Source organism: Paraherbaspirillum soli (assembly GCF_042654985.1).
Classification (GTDB): Bacteria; Pseudomonadota; Gammaproteobacteria; order Burkholderiales; family Burkholderiaceae_D; genus Paraherbaspirillum; species Paraherbaspirillum soli.
Genome location: NZ_JBHSMT010000013.1, coordinates 92,343 through 110,635 on the forward strand (window position 1 = coordinate 92,343; position 18,293 = coordinate 110,635).

At 58.6% G+C, this 18,293-nt stretch carries 14 protein-coding genes; 4 read left to right on the forward strand and 10 right to left on the reverse strand.

Going from position 1 to position 18,293, the window contains the following annotated elements; genetic code table 11:
• Window positions 1-26: 26 nt before the first annotated feature.
• From thrS to ACFPM8_RS07985, 7 genes are all read right to left on the reverse strand, one after another.
• Window positions 27-1,934 (reverse strand): threonine--tRNA ligase, encoded by a 1,908-nt coding sequence (thrS, locus tag ACFPM8_RS07955; RefSeq protein WP_378996827.1) that lies wholly within the window; start codon window positions 1,932-1,934, stop codon window positions 27-29.
• A gap of 307 nt (window positions 1,935-2,241) precedes the next feature.
• Entirely contained in the window at window positions 2,242-3,711 is a 1,470-nt protein-coding gene (locus ACFPM8_RS07960; protein WP_378996828.1) for an efflux transporter outer membrane subunit, read from the reverse strand.
• 35 nt (window positions 3,712-3,746) lie between these two features.
• Window positions 3,747-6,842, reverse strand: coding sequence for an efflux RND transporter permease subunit (locus ACFPM8_RS07965; protein ID WP_378996830.1), 3,096 nt, complete (start codon window positions 6,840-6,842; stop codon window positions 3,747-3,749).
• Window positions 6,835-8,013, reverse strand: a complete 1,179-nt coding sequence (locus ACFPM8_RS07970) for an efflux RND transporter periplasmic adaptor subunit (RefSeq protein WP_378996831.1) — start codon at window positions 8,011-8,013, stop codon at window positions 6,835-6,837. The genes ACFPM8_RS07965 and ACFPM8_RS07970 overlap by 8 nt, the downstream gene beginning before the upstream one ends.
• A 182-nt stretch (window positions 8,014-8,195) precedes the next feature.
• Window positions 8,196-8,828, reverse strand: coding sequence for a malonic semialdehyde reductase (locus ACFPM8_RS07975; protein WP_378996833.1), 633 nt, complete (start codon window positions 8,826-8,828; stop codon window positions 8,196-8,198).
• A 94-nt stretch (window positions 8,829-8,922) separates the two neighbouring features.
• Window positions 8,923-10,308: a sensor histidine kinase gene (locus tag ACFPM8_RS07980; protein ID WP_378996834.1), complete on the reverse strand. Its 1,386-nt coding sequence runs from the start codon at window positions 10,306-10,308 to the stop codon at window positions 8,923-8,925.
• Entirely contained in the window at window positions 10,305-10,979 is a 675-nt protein-coding gene (locus tag ACFPM8_RS07985; protein WP_378996836.1) for a response regulator transcription factor, read from the reverse strand. The genes ACFPM8_RS07980 and ACFPM8_RS07985 overlap by 4 nt, the downstream gene beginning before the upstream one ends.
• Before the next feature lie 198 nt (window positions 10,980-11,177).
• On the opposite strand from ACFPM8_RS07985, the gene ACFPM8_RS07990 reads away from it, so the two are divergent.
• Window positions 11,178-11,570: a MerR family transcriptional regulator gene (locus ACFPM8_RS07990; protein ID WP_378996837.1), complete on the forward strand. Its 393-nt coding sequence runs from the start codon at window positions 11,178-11,180 to the stop codon at window positions 11,568-11,570.
• Window positions 11,571-11,601: 31 nt separating this feature from the next.
• On the forward strand, window positions 11,602-12,006 hold the full coding sequence (locus tag ACFPM8_RS07995; RefSeq protein WP_378996839.1) for a carboxymuconolactone decarboxylase family protein: 405 nt from the start codon (window positions 11,602-11,604) through the stop codon (window positions 12,004-12,006).
• A 259-nt stretch (window positions 12,007-12,265) separates the two neighbouring features.
• On the opposite strand, the gene ACFPM8_RS08000 is transcribed toward ACFPM8_RS07995, so the two are convergent.
• Window positions 12,266-13,201: a LysR substrate-binding domain-containing protein gene (locus tag ACFPM8_RS08000; protein ID WP_378996841.1), complete on the reverse strand. Its 936-nt coding sequence runs from the start codon at window positions 13,199-13,201 to the stop codon at window positions 12,266-12,268.
• A 301-nt stretch (window positions 13,202-13,502) separates the two neighbouring features.
• Here ACFPM8_RS08000 and ACFPM8_RS08005 point away from each other — a divergent pair, with 301 nt between their 5' ends.
• The gene (locus tag ACFPM8_RS08005) at window positions 13,503-14,816 is read left to right on the forward strand and encodes an MFS transporter (protein WP_378996843.1); all 1,314 of its coding nucleotides are present in this window, start codon (window positions 13,503-13,505) and stop codon (window positions 14,814-14,816) included.
• Window positions 14,817-14,825: 9 nt separating this feature from the next.
• On the opposite strand, the gene ACFPM8_RS08010 is transcribed toward ACFPM8_RS08005, so the two are convergent.
• Window positions 14,826-15,266 carry a multidrug/biocide efflux PACE transporter gene (locus ACFPM8_RS08010; protein ID WP_378996845.1) on the reverse strand — a complete coding sequence of 147 codons (441 nt, stop codon included), beginning with the start codon at window positions 15,264-15,266 and terminating at the stop codon, window positions 14,826-14,828.
• A 108-nt stretch (window positions 15,267-15,374) separates the two neighbouring features.
• Here ACFPM8_RS08010 and ACFPM8_RS08015 point away from each other — a divergent pair, with 108 nt between their 5' ends.
• Complete coding sequence (locus tag ACFPM8_RS08015; protein ID WP_378996848.1) at window positions 15,375-16,250, forward strand: LysR family transcriptional regulator; 876 nt, start codon at window positions 15,375-15,377, stop codon at window positions 16,248-16,250.
• A gap of 329 nt (window positions 16,251-16,579) precedes the next feature.
• Here ACFPM8_RS08015 and acpA read toward each other — a convergent pair whose 3' ends face one another.
• Window positions 16,580-18,178 carry an acid phosphatase gene (gene acpA, locus ACFPM8_RS08020; RefSeq protein ID WP_378996850.1) on the reverse strand — a complete coding sequence of 533 codons (1,599 nt, stop codon included), beginning with the start codon at window positions 18,176-18,178 and terminating at the stop codon, window positions 16,580-16,582.
• Window positions 18,179-18,293 lie beyond the last annotated feature (115 nt).

Below are 18,293 nucleotides of genomic sequence, written 5' to 3' on the forward strand. Positions count from 1 at the left end.
GCTCTTTGCGCTACAGGTTACCCCGTTCAGGCTTTGGTATCGACCTCGTTCTTGAGGCGCTCCACCAGCACGTCGATCGGCATGACACCTAAATCAACGTTGCCCCGCGCACGCACGGCCACTGTGTTTGCATCCCGCTCTTTATCACCAACAACCAGTATATAAGGCGGTTTCTGCAAAGAATGCTGCCGTATTTTATAGGTAATCTTCTCATTACGCAAATCGGTCTCGACTCTAAAGCCTTGTTTCTTCAGAGTTTGCGCAACATTCTGCACATATTCCGATTGCGCATCGGAAATATTCAAAACAACGATCTGCACCGGGGCCAGCCATAGCGGCAACGCGCCGGCATGATTCTCGATCAGGATGCCGATAAAACGCTCGAGCGAACCGACAATCGCCCGGTGCAACATGACCGGCACTTTGCGGCCATTGTCTTCGGTGACATATTCTGAACCAAGGCGGCCCGGCATTGAAAAGTCGACCTGCATGGTGCCGCATTGCCATGAGCGGCCGATCGAGTCTTTCAGATGGTATTCAATCTTCGGACCGTAGAACGCGCCCTCGCCCGGCAATTCTTCCCACTCGGTGCCGGAGGCCCGGATCGCTTCGCGCAGCGCAATTTCGGCCTTATCCCAGACCTCATCGTCGCCCACCCGCTTGTCCGGCCGCAAGGCCAACTTGACCGCCACTTCGGTAAAGCCGAAATCGGTATACACCTGACGCACCACTTTATCGAATGCCGCAACCTCTTCCTGGATTTGCTCTTCGGTGCAGAAAATGTGGCCGTCATCCTGGGTAAAACCGCGCACCCGCATCATGCCGTGCAAGGCGCCGGACGATTCGTTGCGATGGCATTGGCCGAACTCGCCGTAGCGCAACGGCAGGTCGCGATAGCTATGCAAGCCGGAATTGAAAATCTGGATATGCCCTGGGCAGTTCATCGGCTTCAGCGCATAGCTGCGATTTTCCGATTCTGTGGTGAACATATTGTCGCGATAGTTATCCCAGTGACCGGTCTTCTCCCACAGCGAACGATCGAGAATCTGCGGCGCCTTGACTTCCTGATAACCATTATCCTGATAGACGCGACGCATGAATTGCTCGACTTGTTGCCAGACAGTCCAGCCTTTCGGATGCCAGAAAATCAAACCCGGCGCTTCGTCCTGGAAATGAAACAGGTCGAGCGCGCGTCCCAGTTTGCGGTGATCGCGCTTTTCGGCCTCTTCCAGCATGTGCAAATAGGCTTCCTGCTCTTCTTTCTTGGCCCAGGCAGTGCCATACACGCGTTGCAACATTTCATTTTTGGAATCGCCGCGCCAGTATGCGCCGGCCAGCTTCATTAACTTGAATACCTTCAGCTTGCCGGTCGACGGCACGTGCGGACCGCGGCACAGGTCGGTGAAATTACCTTCTGTATACAGGGACACGTCCTGGTCCTGCGGGATCGACTCGATAATTTCAGCTTTATAGGCTTCGCCGATGGATTTGAAATAGGCGACCGCTTCGTCGCGCGGCAATACTTTGCGCGTCACCGGCTCGTCCTTTTTCGCCAGTTCAGCCATCTTCTTTTCAATTGCGACCAAGTCGTCCGGGGTGAATGGCCGCTTGTACGAGAAATCGTAGAAAAAGCCATTGTCGATCACCGGTCCGATGGTGACTTGCGCATCCGGGAACAGCTCTTTGACCGCGTATGCCAGCAAGTGGGCGGTCGAATGGCGAATCACTTCCAGGCCATCGGCATCCTTGTCAGTCACAATCGCCAGCTCGATATCGCGATCGATCAGGTAAGAAGTATCCACCAACTTGCCGTCGACTTTGCCGGCCAACGCCGCCTTGGCCAGACCGGCGCCGATATTGGCGGCCACCTGGGCGACTGTCAGCGGCGCCTCGAATTGACGCTGCGAACCATCGGGAAGTTTGACTGAAATCATTTTGAACTCCATAGCGGCCGTCGCCATCAGTTGAGCGACGCCAGATTAAATTGAACAATTCTTTACAAAAACGCGGACGAAAAAAAACGCGAACCAGCCGCGCTTTTTCAACATCCATAGGAAAAAGACCTCGACTAGTGTCGCTCGCAAATTGTGGTGGTAGTTCGCGGTGTCATAACCAGGATGCCTTTCTCGCTCTTACAGATGTCGTTTTCCGTTTGGGTTGACATACCGATGCCGACAGTCAACCAGAAGCTGCCGATAATACCAGAAAATTTAATCGGGATGGCATGGCCGGCATCGCGATTTATTTCAACTTATTGCTGGCCAGCGCCTGGTCGCGGTTCCACCAACCGCCGCCCAGCGCCTGGAACAAGGCCGCCGTATCCGCATAGCGCGCAGCTTGCGCCTGCGCCAGATTGATCACCGCCTGCTGGTAAGTTTGCTGCGCGGTCAGCAGCGTCTGCGGGCTGGCAGCGCCGAGCTGCACCGAACGGCGCGTAATAGCCAGACTGTTGGCGGCTGCCCGTTCCGCCGCCACCTGCGCCTGTAGCGCCTCGGCATCGTATTGCAAGGCGCGCAGGCTATCGGCCACATTCTGGAAGGCGACGATCACGGTGCTGCGATATTGCGCCGCCGCCTGCTCCAGCAATGCCTCGGACGCACGCTTCTTATGCAATAGCGCACCGCCGGCAAACAACGGTTGGGTCAAGCCGCCAGCCAGAGTCCACAAGCCGGTGCCGGAAGTAAACAAATCACCCATTTTTGCGGCCGCGCTGCCGATACTGGCGCTCAGCGTAATCTGCGGCAGCATGTTGGCGGTCGCCACCCCGACTGCCGCACTGGCGGCATGCAATTGGGCTTCGGCGGCACGCACATCGGGCCGTTGCCGAACCAGGTTCGATGGCAGGCTGAGCGGCAATTGCTGCGGCAAGGCGAGCTGCGCCAATTCGAATTTCTGCTCCAGTTCTTCGCTCGGGAATCGCCCTGCCAGCGCAGTCAATCTGTCGCGCTGCAGCGCCAGCGATTTCTGCAAAGCGGGCAAACCGGCCCGGGTCTGCGCCAGCGCCGCCTGCTGAGTCATGACGTCGGCCATCGCCACATCGCCAAGCCGGTACTGGCGCTGCAACAGCTCGAGCAACTCCGTCTGCACCTTCTGCACTTCCTGGGTCGCACTGATTTGCGCCCGCAACGAGGCTTCCTGCACCGCTGCCGCCACCACATTCGAGGTCAATGTCAAATAGGCCGCCTCCAGCTGAAAGCGTTGCTGTTCGGCCTGCGCCTGCAAGCCCTCGACCTGCCGTCGATTGCCGCCAAACGCATCCAGCGTGTAGGCGACGTTGACCTGGGCGGTATGCAGATTAAACGGCGACGTTCCCTGCCCCGCCGCTGCGGCCGGCTTCTGACGGGTCGGCGTAAGACTGGCGTTGACGCTCGGGAAAAATGCGCCCTGCTGCACCGACACTTGCTCTTCGGCTGCGCGCAATGCGGCTTGCGCCGATTGCAGATCCGGACTGGCCTTGAGCGCCTGTTCGATCACGGCATTCAACGGCGCCGACTCGAACAGGGTCCACCACTGCGCCGGGATATCCATGCGTTCGACGAACTGCTGTTCGTTACCGCCGCCGGTGTCGGCGGCAGCGGTTTTCGTGACCAGCGGTTCTTTGGTGTAACCCTGCACGGCCGGCGCGTCAGGCTGCTTGAAGTCGGGACCGACGGCGCAACCGGACAGCACGAATGCCAGCACACAGAGTGGACGAAGTTTGATTTTGCTCATGTTTTTTACCTGCCTAATATTCTGTTTTGCGCTGCTTATCGACCATCGGGCGCTGCACCCGTCCCGCGCCGCCGCTCTATCCAGCGCTCCAGCGAGAAATAGAAAGTCGGCAGGATAAACAAAGTCAGTAAAGTCGCGACCACCAGCCCGCCCACCACCACCGTCGCCAGACCGCGCTGGACATCGGTGCCGACGCCGGTCGCCAGCGCCGCCGGCAACATGCCGACCGAAGCCACGGTCGCCGTCATCAACACCGGACGGAAGCGCTCTGAAGCACCGGCCAGTACCGCGTCGGTCAACGCCATGCCTTGCTGCCGGACCCGGTTGATATTGGAGACCATGATGATGCCGTTCTGGACCGCCACCCCGAACAAAGCGATGAAGCCGACTCCGGTCGCCACGTTGATCGTGCCGTCGGTGAAATACAGCGCAATCAAGCCGCCCAATGCCGCCAACGGCACTCCCCCCAGGATCAACAGCGCCTGCCGCAGTTTGCCGAAGCCCGCATATAAAATAATCGCCATCAAACCCAGCACCAGGCCGAACACCAGTATCAGACGCGCCTGCGCCCGCTCCTGATTTTCAAACTGTCCGGCCCATTCCAACCGATATTTGCCTTGATCGAAATGCACGTTCTGCGCCACCTTGGCCTGCGCTTCCTGGTAATACGACAGCAAATCGCGATCGGCATAATCCAGGCGCACGGTCAACTGCCGATGGGTGCTCTGATGGCTAATCGTGCTCTCGCCGGTGGCGGTACGGATATGCGCCACCTGCGACAATGGAATCCGGGCGCCGCTGGCCGTGGTAAGCAACAAATTGCCGAGCGCATCGGGATTGTTGCGACGCTCCTTGGGAAAGCGCACCGTCACGTTATAAATGCGATCCGCCACATACAGCTGGGTCACCGATGCGCCGCCGATACCGGTCTGGATCAGACTGGAGATATCGGCCACGTTGATGCCCAGGCGCGCAGCAGCGGCGCGATCGATATCGATCACCAATTGCGGCACCGGCGGCTCCTGGAAAATCGAGGCGTCTGCCGTGCCCCTGACGCCATGCAGCACATCGACGATCTGGTTGCCGATGCGACGCAATTCCTTGAAATCATCGCCATACACGCGAATCGCCAACGGACTATGCGCACCGCCCACAGCATCATTGACGCCATCGCTGATCGGCTGGCTGATGCCGACTGAAAAGCCCGGCAGTCGCTGCAGACGGGCATTCAGGCGACGCACGAATTGCGCCTTGTTTTCGCCACTGGGCCAGGTGTTGTAAGGCTTCAGCCCAACCGGAACTTCCATGTGCGACGGCGTCCAGGGATCGGTGCCGTCGTCGCTGCGGCCAAGCTGCGTAATGACGTAAGACACCTCGGGGAATTCCAGCAGCGTGCGGCGCAATTCACCCGCCATCTCGCTGCCTTTTTCCAGCGACAGGCCGGACGGCATTTGCACTTGCAGCCAGAGCGCCCCTTCATCCAGGTTAGGCATGAATTCGCTGCCGGTCGCCGCCCCCAGCACAATCACGCCGGCCAACGCCAGCGCGCCAATCACATAGGCAATCGCCGGCTGGTCGAGCAAGCGGCCCAGGATCTTGCGATAACCGGCACTCAACCATTCGAGCGGTTTGTTGTGAAAAATCCGGCGCGGCTTGCGCAACGCCATATAGGCCAATCCCGGCACCAGCACCAGACTGCACAACAGCGCGCCCAGCAAAGCATAACTGACGGTGAACGCTATCGGCGACAGCAATTTCCCCTCGGCCCGTTCAAAAGCGAACAGCGGCAGATAGGCGCTGATGATGATCAGGGTCGCAAAGAAAATCGGCTTGATCACTTCGGTGGTGGCGGCGCGCACTTCGCCTTCGCTCAGCTCTTCGGTCGGCTTGGCTTCGCGCCGCCGCAAAATCGCTTCCGTCACCACGATCGCGCCATCGACAATGATGCCGAAGTCAATCGCCCCCAGCGAGAACAGATTGGCCGGCATCTTGGTCAGAGCCATCATGATGAACACCGTCACCAGCGCCAGCGGGATGGTGACGGCCGCCACCAGTGCGCTGCGCGGGCTGCCCAGAAACAGGATCAGCACAATGCACACCAGGCCTATTCCTTCCAGCACCGTATGGCTCACCTTATGCACAGTCAGCTGAATCAGGTCGTCGCGGTCGATGTAAGGCACGATCTTTACCCCCTGCGGGGCGAGCTGCTTTTGCAACTGGTCGACTTTGGCGTGCACCTCCTTGATCACTTCGGACGCATTCTGGTATTTCAGCAGCTTGACGATGCCCTGGATCGTGTCCGGATTATTGTCTTTGCCGAGGATGCCCTGGCGCTCCTGATGGCTGTATTGCAGCTTGCCGAGATCCCGCACCAGCACCGGCACGCCGCTCACCTGCTTGACCACCACGTTGCCGAGGTCGGTCAGGCTGCGCATCATGCCGATGCCGCGTACCACATAGCCCTGCTCGCCGCGCGAGATACGGCTGCCGCCGGCATTGGAGTTGTTGCCGTTGATGGCGGTGGTCACGTCCGATAGCGAAACGCCATAGCGCTGCAATTGCCTCTGATCGACTTCCAGCTGGTATTCCTTGGTGAAGCCGCCGAAATTATTCACCTCGGCGACACCCGGCACCTGCATCAGCGCCGGAATCAAGATCCAGCGCTGAATCTCGGACAGCTCCATCAGATTCTTGCTGTCGGACTCCAGCGTGTAGCGATAAATTTCACCGGAAGAGCCGCTCACCGAATCCAGGCTAGGCGTGACGCCGGTAGGCAGCGTCGCCTGCGCGATGCGCTCGGTTACCCGCTGACGCGACCAGTAATCTTCGGCGCCATCCTTGAAGGTCAGCGTAATCAATGACAAGCCGAAGGTGCTGGAGGAACGCATTTGCGCCAGGCCGGGGGTGCCGCTCAGCTGGCGCTCCAGCGGAATCGTGATTTGCTGCTCGATTTCTTCTGCAGCCAGACCCGGCACCTGGGTGGTCACCTGCGCCGTGACGTCGGCCAGTTCCGGATAAGCTTCCAGCGCCATCCGGGTCCAGGCGTAATAACCGAACAGCGCCACCAACAGCGTCACCAGGATCACGGCATAGCGCTTTTGCAGACAATAGCGGACGATCTTGTTAATCATTCAGCAGCACTCCGCCTTTGGTGACGACCCGCTCGCCGGCAGTCAAGCCCTTTTGAATGCGGGCGTTGCCGTTATCTTCGGTGCCGGTTTCCACCGTGCGTCGCTCAAAAGTCCAGGGAGCCACCTCAACGAAAACAGTGGTGTTGTCGTTATTCATCAGCAATGCGGAAGTCGGCACCACCGGCGCCGATGTTTGCGCTACCGAAAATACCGCGTTGGCAAACATATTGGGTTTGAACTTGCCGTCGGCATTCGGGATTGCGATGCGCACCAGCGCGCGCCGCGTGTCCGGCTGCAGCACATCGCTGACGAACGCCACTGTGCCGTGGAACTGCTCGCCCGGATAGGCGGGCAAACCGATAGTCACCGCTTGCCCCTTCTTGACCGACGACAGCAGGTTTTCCGGGACGTTGGCGGTGATCCAGACGCTTTCCAGGTTGGCAATCGTCATCAGTACCGCATTCAGATCATTGGCGCTCTGGCCAACGCCGATCGACAGCGCGGTAATGCTGCCCGAGCTCGGCGCCACCACGTTCAAACGCTGTCCGCTGCTATCGGCGCTGGTTGCACCGCCTGCACTGAGCGATTTAAGACGCGTATCGGCCCGCGCAAATTCGGCCTGGGCCTGGGTGTAGGCGCTTTCAACCTGCTCCACATCCTTGGCCGCGCCGGCGCCGGCTTGCTGCACGCCACGTGCCCGTTCCAATACTCTCTTGGCCAGTTGCAACGCATCGCGGGCCTTCTGCTGATCGGCAGTGGCTTGCGCAAAATCGCCCGATGCCATCACCAGCAGCAACTGCCCTTTCTTGACATGATCGCCAAGCCCGACCTTGAGTTCGAGCACTTTGCCGGCGACCGGCGGCACGATGTTGACGGTGCGCGACGGGTCGGCTTCCACCTGCGCCGGCAATTCCAGCGCATGCGCGGCGTCCAGCGACGCTACCGCTTGCACGGCGACGCGCTGGCGCAACGGCGAACGCGGCGGAATCACGATCCGTTCGCCTTGCCGGGTGAAATTGACGACGGGTTCAGAGCCGCCATCGGCGGCATGGGCGGCGCCTTTGCCGAAATTAATAACGGCAATAGCGGCGACGGCCAGAGTGACGACAGCCAGGGCAATTAGGAAGCGACGCGGGGTTTGGCTTTTTTCGGCCGGGGCAATGAGAGACATCGGAAAGTACCGCCAGTAGACAAATTGAAGAGTGCCAATCCTGTTGTTCGCGGGATTGGCACGCTGCCCCACCATGGGACGTCTACAGATTACCGATGCATCCTGTCAAAAACCTGAAGCAAAGCTGACAAAATCCTGACAAATGAAAATTATCAGATTGAGCACAGCGATATGACAACAACTCAAAGCAGTTTGCAGACCTCATCGAAATCTAGCCGTGGGCTGCGCGGGAACAATTTGGCCGGATCACCGTAGCCGAGGTTGCACAGGAAGTTGGATTTGATATGGCTGTCAGGAAAATATTCCTGCTGGAACTTGACCTGTTCGCAGCTGGCGGGGAAGAACTCGTGGTCCACCTTGGCATTGTCGAAACCGGACATCGGTCCGCAATCCAGCCCCAGCGAGCGCGCTGCAATGATGAAATACGCCCCCTGCAGGGTACCGTTGCGGCGCGCCGTGACTTCCGCCAGTTCCGGCGTGTCGGCGAACCAGGCACGGGCGTCCGCATGCGGAAACAATCGCGGCAGCGCATCGTAGAACTTCATATCCATGCCGACGATGGCAGTGACCGGCGCGGCCATGGTCTTTTCCACATTACCCGGAGCCAACGCCGGCAGCAGGCGCTGTTTCGCTTCCTGCGTGCGCAGGAACAGAATCCTGGCCGGACAGCAATTGGCGCTGGTCGGACCCCATTTCATCAAATCGTAGAGCTGTCGCAACACATCGTCTTCCACCGGCTTGTTAACCCAGTCGCTGTAGGTACGCGCCTTGCGAAACAACAAATCCTGTCCATCTTCGCTTAACCGGTTGCTCATCATCATCTCCTTAAACACGATCCAACTTCAGCAAGATTCAACTTCAGGCCTGTGCGGACTCCCGAAGCTAAAAGGTTAGCACGCGACAGAATTTCTACAATGGCAGTTTGGCCGGGGCGCCGAGGATGGGAAAAGGGAAATACACCGAGAAAATCGTGCCGCCGCCGGTGGCCGGCTCGACCGTAATCCTGGCGCCGTGATCTTTGGTGATATCGCGCACAATCGCCAGTCCGAGGCCGTTGCCGGCGACGTTGTCGTCGAGCCGATAAAAGCGGTTGAAGATCAACTCCTGCTCCGATGAGGCGATCCCCGGCCCGGTATCCTCGACCGAGAAAATGCCGCCATCCTTGCCCTGTATCGTATGCACCGTCACCCTGCCGTCGCGCGGCGAATAACGAATCGCGTTGTCGATCAGGTTATCGATCAGGTCGCGCAACAGGAATTGATCGCCCATGACCCGGGTCGGGTTCAGGTTGAATCCCAGGTCGATATTTTTTTTGTCCGCTTCTTCGACAAAATGCTGGATCGACTCTTCCACCAGCTTGTTCAGATCCACCACCGCCAGCCGTTCTTTTTCAAACTTGCTCGGCTCGGCCCGCGCCAGCGTCAATAACTGGTTGGTCTGACGGATCATTCTTTCGGTTGACGATGCCATTAACGCAATGGAATGGGCAGTTTCCGCTTCCTGCGCATGCTTTTGCAGCAGCCATTCGAGTTGCGTGCGGAAGCCGGCCAGCGGCGTGCGCAGTTGATGGGCGACGTTGGCCAGGAAATTCTGCTGCGCCTTGGCGTCGATTTGCAGCTTGTCGAGCAGCGCATTGATGGCCTTGAGCAACGGACTGAGTTCGCGCGGCGCATTCTGTTCATCAAGCGGCGACAGGTCGTCGTGGCTGCGGGAATCGAGATCGCCTTGCATCTTCTTCAACGGCAGCAACCCCTTGCTGACGGCAATCCAGATGATCGCAATCAGCACCATGGTCAGCACGGTTTCCAGCGCGACCAGCGCCAGCAATATGACGGAGCGGATATGGGTGCGCTTGCGCAGGGTTTCGGCGACGCCGATCGAAATGGACTCGTTGCCGATCCGGGTTTTCAGCGCCATCACCCGTATCGGTTCGCCCCGCATGAGGTCATCGTAGGTGCTCGGATCGTTCAGCGCCTCCTTCTCCGGCAGCGCCGGAAAATCGGCATCGCCGGCCAGCAACCTGCCCTGGCCATTGCGGACCACCAGGTAAATGGCGTCGAAATGATCGACCCGCAATACCTGCTCGGCCTGCTGCGACAAGGCGATTTCAACCTGCCCGCCGCTCTCGCGCAAGCGCGGAATCAAGGCCCAGCCGGCGTCCGCCAGACTCTGATCGAACGCGATCTGGGCCGGGATCCAGGCCAGCCAATAAGTCAGGCCGGCACCGACCAGATTGACCATCAGCAGCGGCACAATCAGCCACTTCAACAGGCTCATGCGGATGCTTGGAATCATGCTTGAGATTCCACTTTTTCCAGCATGTAACCAAAACCCCGAATGGTGCGGATTTCAATCCCGGCATCGGCGATCTTCAGGCGGATCCTGGAGATATAAACCTCTACCGCGTTCAGCGTCAGCTCCGCCCCCCAGGGCAGGATGGCGTCGATGATCTGCTGCCGGGAAACCACGCGCGAGGCTTGTTGCAGCAGGTATTCCAATACCGCCCATTCGCGCACCGACAGCGTAATCGGCTTGCCGTTGATTTTTGCGCGGCGCGACGAGGTGTTCAGCGACAGGCCGCCCAGATGCATTTCGACCGGCTGCGGCGCGCTACGCCGCAACAGCGCCCGCACCCGCGCCACCAGCTCCTGCGTGGCAAATGGCTTGACCAGGTAGTCATCGGCGCCGAGTTCCAGGCCGTATACCCGGTCCTGCACCGAATCGCGCGCCGTCAGCAACAGCACCGGAACCTGGCTGCCGCGCGCGCGCAAGCGCCGTATCACTTCAAAGCCGTCCATCCCCGGCAAGCCGATATCCAGCACCACCGCGGAAATCTCCGTGCGTTGCAACAAGGCGTCGGCATCGGTGCCGTTCTGCACCACATCGACCACCATCCCATGGCCTTTGAAGATGCGTAAAATCCCATCCGCGAGTACCGAATCATCTTCCACCAAAAGAATATGCATATGCCGTTTACCTATCCTGGAGCTTGTTCAAGTGACAGAACAAACTCCACTACCCATCGTTGTTGTCATTGCCAATAAAAACGCGATTTTAATCCGTCGCAGCCTATCCGCGTGGTTTCGTCTCGTGCCGAGGCCCGCATGATCCAGACAAAAATAGTTCTTGACCTAGAGCGCACTCTAACTTTTAAGCTTGATCCTATGAACACTGCCATCTCGATTCAACAAGCTGCGGCGGCAACCGGCCTCAGCGTCCATACCTTGCGCTATTACGAGCGGATCGGATTGATCGACCCGGTATCGCGGCTAGACAATCAGCATCGCCTGTACCGTGAGGACGACATGCGCTGGATTGCATTCCTGTTAAAGCTGCGCGCTACGGGCATGTCGATCCAGCAAATGCTGCGCTATGCCGAATTGCGCCGTAGCGGGGACGACCTGGACAGTGTGTCGGAACGCAAAGCGATGCTGGTACAGCACACCGCTGCGCTGGAGGCCGAACTGCTGGTCTTGCAGGAAACGCTGACTGTGCTGCACGGCAAAGTTGCGATGTACGCCAGCATGGAAGAAAAGCTGAAAGAACCCGTTAATTAATAACTGAGCAATAACTTAGAAAGGAAGTCACATGGATCAAACAGTGTACGAAAGAGGCTTGAAGCGCTTGAAGGAAGTGGACGGCGCAGCCGGCGATAAGGTGATCGACAGCCTGGCCGATATTTCACCGGATCTTGGCCGCCTCGTCATCGAATTCGGCTTCGGTGAAATTTACTCCCGCCCCGGCCTGACGCTGCAACAGCGCGAACTGGCGACGGTAGCGGCGCTGACCGCGCTGGGCACGGCACAACCGCAACTGAAGGTGCATCTGGCGGCGGCGCTGAACGTCGGCCTGTCGCGCACCGAAATCACCGAAACGATTATCCAGATGGCGCTGTATGCCGGTTTTCCGGCGGCCTTGAATGGCATGTTTGCGGCGAAAGAAGTGTTTGCCGAACACGATCGGCTTCAGCAAGCTCAACAACAAGCCGCTTAAACCGGGTGCTGGATTACGCGGTAATCCAGCAGATCCTGTTGTATCGCATTTTCCAGATTTGTCATCCGGAAGCGTCTGGCATATGAACACCTGGTAAGGTGTTCGACTGCCAGACGATGCGGCCATGGTGGCGGCCTTCGTAGCAAAAAACGTCGGTTGAAATTTGCAGTGATTGAAGTCTACGGGAGCAGGACGGGCCGGTGGAAATACCGATTCTGGATAGGGGTATAAGGAAAAACGATATCCAGGCAATCAATCACTAGCGAGGCAAAATCTTCGCATGCTGCCAGCGGCCGCTACGGCACAACTCATCGGTCACCTCCAGCACCAATCGCTCCACCGCCGCCGCCGCATTGGTCAGCGGAATATTTTTTGATGCGCACAACGCGAGCGTGCGTGAAATGCTGGCGCCGCTGATGGTGTACGCGCGCATCTCGCCGCGCGCAATCTCCGCCAGCAGCGGCGCCACCGGCAGGATGGTGGCGCCGATATCGGCCAGGATGGCCGACTTCAGGATCGCGACGGAATTGATTTCAATCACGTTATCGAGAGCCAGGCCGGCCGTTCTGACGATGTTTTCGATGCGTGGCCGCACCCCGTGCTGCAAGCCCGGCAAGATCAGCGGCGCCTTGATGGCCCGGGTCAGCGTCACCGAACGCCGCGCCGCTGCATATTGCGAGTCGGTGCGGGTGATGAACATCATTTCTTCTTCCACCAGCGGCGTCATCGCAAAAGTGCCCAATTGCCCGTCGTCGAACAACACCGCCAGATTGATGCGTCCGGTCTTCAATTGTTCGATCAAATTACCGGTCAGCTCTTCGGTCAGTTGCAGCGAGATATCGGGATATTTGGCGCGCACCGCCGTCAGCAATGGCAGCGCCAGCACCGCCGATACGCTTTGCGGGATACCCAGGGCAACGGTGCCGGTCGGCTTGTCGGTCGATTGCGCGACCGCCGATTTGGCATCGCTGACCTGCTTCAGGATCGCTTGCGCGTGCTGGTAGAAGGTCTTGCCGGCGTCGGTCGCCATCACCCCTTGCGCCGAGCGATGCAGCAGCTGCGCTTCGAGTTCGTCCTCTAGTTGCTTGATCTGCTGGGTTAGCGCCGGTTGCGCAATATGCAGCACGCGCGCGGCGCGCGACAGCGAACCGTGATCGACAATGGCGACGAAATAACGCAGTTGACGCAACTCCATAAAACACCGGCCTCACTGATCTTGATTGAAAAATGATTCTTTGCTTACCCGTCGTGAAAGCGGGATAGCGGAGTGTAAACGACTTCCTGCGGCCGTCGCTGAACCGCGCATTGGCCAAGCCATGTGCGTGAAGTTACAATGCCGAACGGTTCCGAGAGCATATTTAAAATCCAACAACCTGTAGGGCGGAAAAGCGTAGCGCCTTCCGCCGTGCTCGATGCGTCAAACATTGGTGGTACATCCAACGGCGGAAGGCGCTACGCTTTTCCGCCCTACCTGCTAAACGAATGGATAGAGAGACATGCCCCCTACCCCAAGCTCAACTGCTGCACCTGCCGACAGCCATCCCGCATTTGAAGCCGCGACTTACGCCAAGGTGACCTGGCGCCTGATGCCGCTGCTGTTCCTGTGCTACGTCGCTTCCTATCTGGACAGGGTCAACGTCGGCTTCGCCAAGCTGCAAATGCTGAGCGATTTAAAGTTCAGCGAAACCATCTACGGCCTCGGCGCCGGAATTTTTTTCCTCGGCTATTTCATCTTCGAAATCCCCAGCAACATGATCCTGCACCGGGTCGGCGCCCGACTCTGGATTGCCCGCATCATGATCACCTGGGGCGTCATTTCGGGCGCGATGATCTTTGTCGATAGTCCGACTTCGTTTTACGTCATGCGTTTTTTGCTGGGCGTGGCGGAAGCCGGTTTCTTCCCCGGCGTGATTCTCTATCTGACCTATTGGTATCCAGCCCACCGGCGCGGCAAGATGACCGCCTTGTTCATGACCGGCGTGCCGCTCTCCGGCGTCATCGGTGGTCCGCTGTCGGGCTGGATCATGCAAGCCATGCCCGGCCTGCACGGATTGAGCGGATGGCAGTGGATGTTTATTCTTGAGGCGATTCCGTCGCTGCTGCTGGGCGTGCTGGTCATCTTTTATTTGAAGGACCACATCCGGGACGCCAAGTGGTTGAGCGAGGAGCAAAAACAACTGCTGGCATCGCAAGTGCAGGCTGAAGCCAGCCAAAAATCGGAAGAATCGCTGCGCCGTATGTTCGCCAATCCGAAGGTGTGGCTGATGGCGCTGATCTATTTTTGCTTCGTCATGGGCTTGTACGGCGTCAGCTTCTGGCTGCCGACCATCATCAAGACCACCGGCGTCACCGATACCTTTCATATCGGTTTACTGACGGCGATTCCGTACGGGGTGTCGGCAGCGGCGATGATTTTGATCGGCCGCAGTGCCGACCTGCGGCGCGAACGGCGCTGGCACGTTGCGATTCCAGCGCTGCTGGGCAGCATCGGCCTGTTGCTGAGCACGGTGTACGACCATAACACCCTGCTCGCCATGAGCGCGCTGACGCTGGCGACGATAGGCATCATGAGCGTGCTGCCCCTGTTCTGGAGTTTACCCACCGCGTTTCTCGGCGGGGTCGCGGCGGCGGCCGGGATCGCGCTGATCAACTCGCTAGGCAACCTGGCCGGCTTCGTCAGCCCTTACCTGGTCGGCTGGCTCAAGGATCTGACCCATAGCACCAACAGCGGCATGTTCGTGCTGGCGGCGGCGCTGGTGATCGGGGCTTTGCTGACGCTGTCGGTGCCGGCACGCCTGGTAAATAAATAGTCCTGCCTGTTAAAGACGCACTGCTGAACGTCGCTTGATGAACGTTTCGCGCAGCTTGTCGTAAGCCCAGTTAAACACCACGGTATAGGGCAGGAAGAACAGCAGCAAGCCGATGTCGAGCAGCAGCGCATCGAACCAGCTGATCTTCAGCCACCATGCCGCCAGCGGCACTACCGCTGCCACCAGGCCGGCCTCGAATGCCACCGCGTGCATCACCCGCACCGCAAATGTCCGCACCAGCCCCCAGTGCCGCTCGACACGCTCGAACAGCGTGTTGAAGATCATGTTCCAGAGCATCGCAATCAGCGAAATCATCAATGTCAGCAAACCCGCGTGGGCCATGGAGCTGCCCATGGCCCACGCCAATACCGGGGCGCAGATGGCCAACGCCAGGATTTCAAAAACCAGCGCATGCGCAGCACGTTCGATCCAGGATTTGTTCGTATTCATACTTCCCCCTGTGTTATCCAGTTTCAACCCGGTCATTCTCCGGCAGTTCCCTGATACCATCAAAGCAATAACCATCGGCTAAACCGATACTTTAGAGAGTCATCAAGCATGGGCCAATCTCTGGAATCACTCGTCATGTTTGTCGAAGCCGCCACGCTGGGCTCGTTTTCAGCCGCAGCGCGCAAACTCGGCAAACAGCAATCCACCGTCAGCGAAGCCATCGCCAACCTGGAAATCGACTTGGGACTGAGCTTGTTCGATCGCAGCACGCGCCGCCCTACGCTGACCGCACATGGTCAGGCGATGCTGGTCTATGCGCAGCAGGTGATGGAGGCCAGCGACCGGCTGCAGCGTTCGGCCCATCGCCTGGCCGAAGGCCTGGAACCGCAGCTGACGCTGGTGCTGTCCGATACCTATCAATCGGATCGGTTCGAGGCGATTCTCACCGAATTTGAAAAACGTTATCCCGAGCTGGAACTCGAATGCATGATTGCCGAGCACAACGACGTGGTGGCGCTGGTGCAAGAGGGCCGCGCCCATCTTGGCCTGGTGGCGGCGCAGCCGGACTACCCGCCGGATATCGGTTTCGAATCCATCGCCGAACGCTCCGCCATCGGCCTTTACGTCGGCAAGCGGCACCCGCTGGCGAGCGCGCCGCACGTCACCACCGAAATGCTGCATCAGGCACGCGAGCTGCGCCTCAACACTTATCTCGACGACGTTGTGCAACGCCGTCGCGGCAAGTGCTGGTCGGCCTCTAGTTATCTGCTATTGCTGGAAATGACCGAGCTGGGTTTTGGCTGGGCCGAACTGCCGCGCTGGCTGGCAAAGCGTTTTGCCGCTGACGGCCTGCTCGAACTACGGGTGCGCGGCTGGCCCAAGAGCATACAGGTGGATGCGCTATGGTCGCGCCGCCATGGGCTTGGACCGGCTGGCGGCTGGTTGCTAGATACGCTGTTGGCGCCGTGCATCGGCGACGCTTAAAGGGCACCTAAATCCGCACAATGATCTGTTGACAGGCTTATCGCCACCTCTAAAAACCGTAGCGAGCGGCTCAAGGTCGAGGCGAGAAGCGGAGCCGTACGGAGGTACGGTGAGCATCGCAGCCCCGAGATTGAGTCGCGCAGTAGGTTTTTAGAGGTGGCTTCAGACAATAAAAAACCCGCTCGCCTTACGGCAGCGGGCTAAACCCCTCGGAGACGTCGAGGAGGGAGACAAAGACATCAACAGATTTTAACGGATCCGCAAAAATATATCCACACGGAAATATTCTTACGCCCTCCAGTCACCTCTATTGAATGTCCCGTGTGTCGTTAATCCTGGCTATACACCAGCGCTCCGGTCAGGTCGCCAATCGGCTTGCCGCCAGTTGCCGCGATTGCCTTGTCGCGTGCAGCGATGCCGTCCAGCACTGGCAGCGACCAGCGGCGGGTGATGAAGCGCAGAATCGATGACGTGTCGTACAAGCTCGAATCGACATAGCCTTTCTTGGCGAACGGCGACACGATGATCGCCGGCACGCGTGAACCCGGGCCCCATTTGTCGGCCTTCGGCGGCGCCGCATGATCCCAGAATCCGCCGTTTTCGTCATACGTCACAACGATCAGCATATGGCCCCATTGCGGACTTTGCTTGAGCTTGTTGATGACATCGGCGATATGCGCGTCGCCGGAGGCGATATCGGCATAACCGGAATGCTGGTTCAAATTGCCTTGCGGCTTGTAGAAGGTTACCGACGGCAATTTGCCGGCCGCCGCATCGCTCAGGAACTGGCTATCGAAGTCCCTCAAATGCTTGGCACGGTAATCGGCATGCGTGACCGGGTCCATGTTCGCAAAATAATTGAACGGCTGATGATGGAATTGGAAATTCGGCACCGGGACGCCGAACTTGCGGTCGCTGGTGGCGGCCGCGAGCGAGGCGTTCCAGGCACCGGCATACCAGGCCCAGTCGACCCCTTTATCAGACAACAGATCGCCGATGTTCTTTTGCGTCTGCGGCGGCAAGGTCGACGGCATGCTGGTATCGGCATACAACTTGCTGGCATCTGCTGCGGCAGGCTTGACGTTACTCGGCTGATAAGGCGGCTGCATGGTGTTGACCGCATAGAACATGCCGTTGGCATCGGCCGGCGTCAACGCGCCGTCATTCAGGTATTTCGGCGCGCCGTTCAGGACCGAGGTTGGCGAACCCGGAGCCGGTGTCAGCCGTAAGAAATTACCGTTGGCATCGACGTCGATCTTGGAGATCAAGCCGCTGGCGACGGATTTGTCGGCATTCGGATATTGCGGGATACAGGCGCAGATCAGGAACTGATGCGACAGGAACGATCCGCCGAATGCGCCGATAAAGAAGTTGTCGGCCAATGTGTACTGTTTGGCAAGCTGCCACATGGCCGATTTGCTGCCATCGTAATAGCCCATGGTCATACCGCCGGCATCGGAGTAAGCCGCAAACTTATCGTTGTTGCCGCCGTTGATCTGCATCTGGTTGTTATAGAAGCGGTGCACCAGATCACGCGTGATCACCGTGCTGTCCAGGTTGAAGCCGCTGGCGCTATCGAGCTGGAACGGCTGGTTAGGCAGGTTGGCCGATTGCGCCTGAGTGACTACCTTGCTTTGTCCGGGCACGGTCATGCCGCCCCAGGTCGGCGGCAATACCGGCAAGGTGGAGCCATCGAAATCTTTTTGCGGCACATATTGGATTTTGGAACTCGGATTGACGCCGGGGATGCCGTTGGCACCCGGAAACAGGCCGTAAAGAGTATCAAAGCCGCGGTTCTCCGCGTAAATCACGACAACGGTATCGATTTGATTGATCCCATCGGCAGTGACAGTGCTTGACCCGCCGCAAGCACCCAGGCCGACCGCAAGCGCGGCAGAGAGCAAGGACAAGCGAAAAATGCGATTCATAGTTCCCCCTTATTGTTAGAAGGCAATATGATACCAATCAACAATGACCGGCCGATGACAAACTCGCACTATTTTTTCAGGGCAGCAATTATTCTTCGCGTCATTGTTTTGTCAT

What these genes read in the sequence shown, in the direction of transcription:
- ACFPM8_RS07960 (WP_378996828.1), bottom strand. Translation starts at nt 3,711, where the DNA reads ATGAGCAAAATCAAACTTCGTCCACTCTGTGTGCTGGCATTCGTGCTG.
- ACFPM8_RS07975 (WP_378996833.1), bottom strand. Translation starts at nt 8,828, where the DNA reads ATGAGCAACCGGTTAAGCGAAGATGGACAGGATTTGTTGTTTCGCAAG.
- thrS (WP_378996827.1), bottom strand. Translation starts at nt 1,934, where the DNA reads ATGATTTCAGTCAAACTTCCCGATGGTTCGCAGCGTCAATTCGAGGCG.
- ACFPM8_RS07995 (WP_378996839.1), top strand. Translation starts at nt 11,602, where the DNA reads ATGGATCAAACAGTGTACGAAAGAGGCTTGAAGCGCTTGAAGGAAGTG.
- ACFPM8_RS08005 (WP_378996843.1), top strand. Translation starts at nt 13,503, where the DNA reads ATGCCCCCTACCCCAAGCTCAACTGCTGCACCTGCCGACAGCCATCCC.
- ACFPM8_RS08010 (WP_378996845.1), bottom strand. Translation starts at nt 15,266, where the DNA reads ATGAATACGAACAAATCCTGGATCGAACGTGCTGCGCATGCGCTGGTT.
- acpA (WP_378996850.1), bottom strand. Translation starts at nt 18,178, where the DNA reads ATGAATCGCATTTTTCGCTTGTCCTTGCTCTCTGCCGCGCTTGCGGTC.
- ACFPM8_RS07990 (WP_378996837.1), top strand. Translation starts at nt 11,178, where the DNA reads ATGAACACTGCCATCTCGATTCAACAAGCTGCGGCGGCAACCGGCCTC.
- ACFPM8_RS07980 (WP_378996834.1), bottom strand. Translation starts at nt 10,308, where the DNA reads ATGATTCCAAGCATCCGCATGAGCCTGTTGAAGTGGCTGATTGTGCCG.
- ACFPM8_RS07965 (WP_378996830.1), bottom strand. Translation starts at nt 6,842, where the DNA reads ATGATTAACAAGATCGTCCGCTATTGTCTGCAAAAGCGCTATGCCGTG.
- ACFPM8_RS08015 (WP_378996848.1), top strand. Translation starts at nt 15,375, where the DNA reads ATGGGCCAATCTCTGGAATCACTCGTCATGTTTGTCGAAGCCGCCACG.
- ACFPM8_RS07985 (WP_378996836.1), bottom strand. Translation starts at nt 10,979, where the DNA reads ATGCATATTCTTTTGGTGGAAGATGATTCGGTACTCGCGGATGGGATT.
- ACFPM8_RS08000 (WP_378996841.1), bottom strand. Translation starts at nt 13,201, where the DNA reads ATGGAGTTGCGTCAACTGCGTTATTTCGTCGCCATTGTCGATCACGGT.
- ACFPM8_RS07970 (WP_378996831.1), bottom strand. Translation starts at nt 8,013, where the DNA reads ATGTCTCTCATTGCCCCGGCCGAAAAAAGCCAAACCCCGCGTCGCTTC.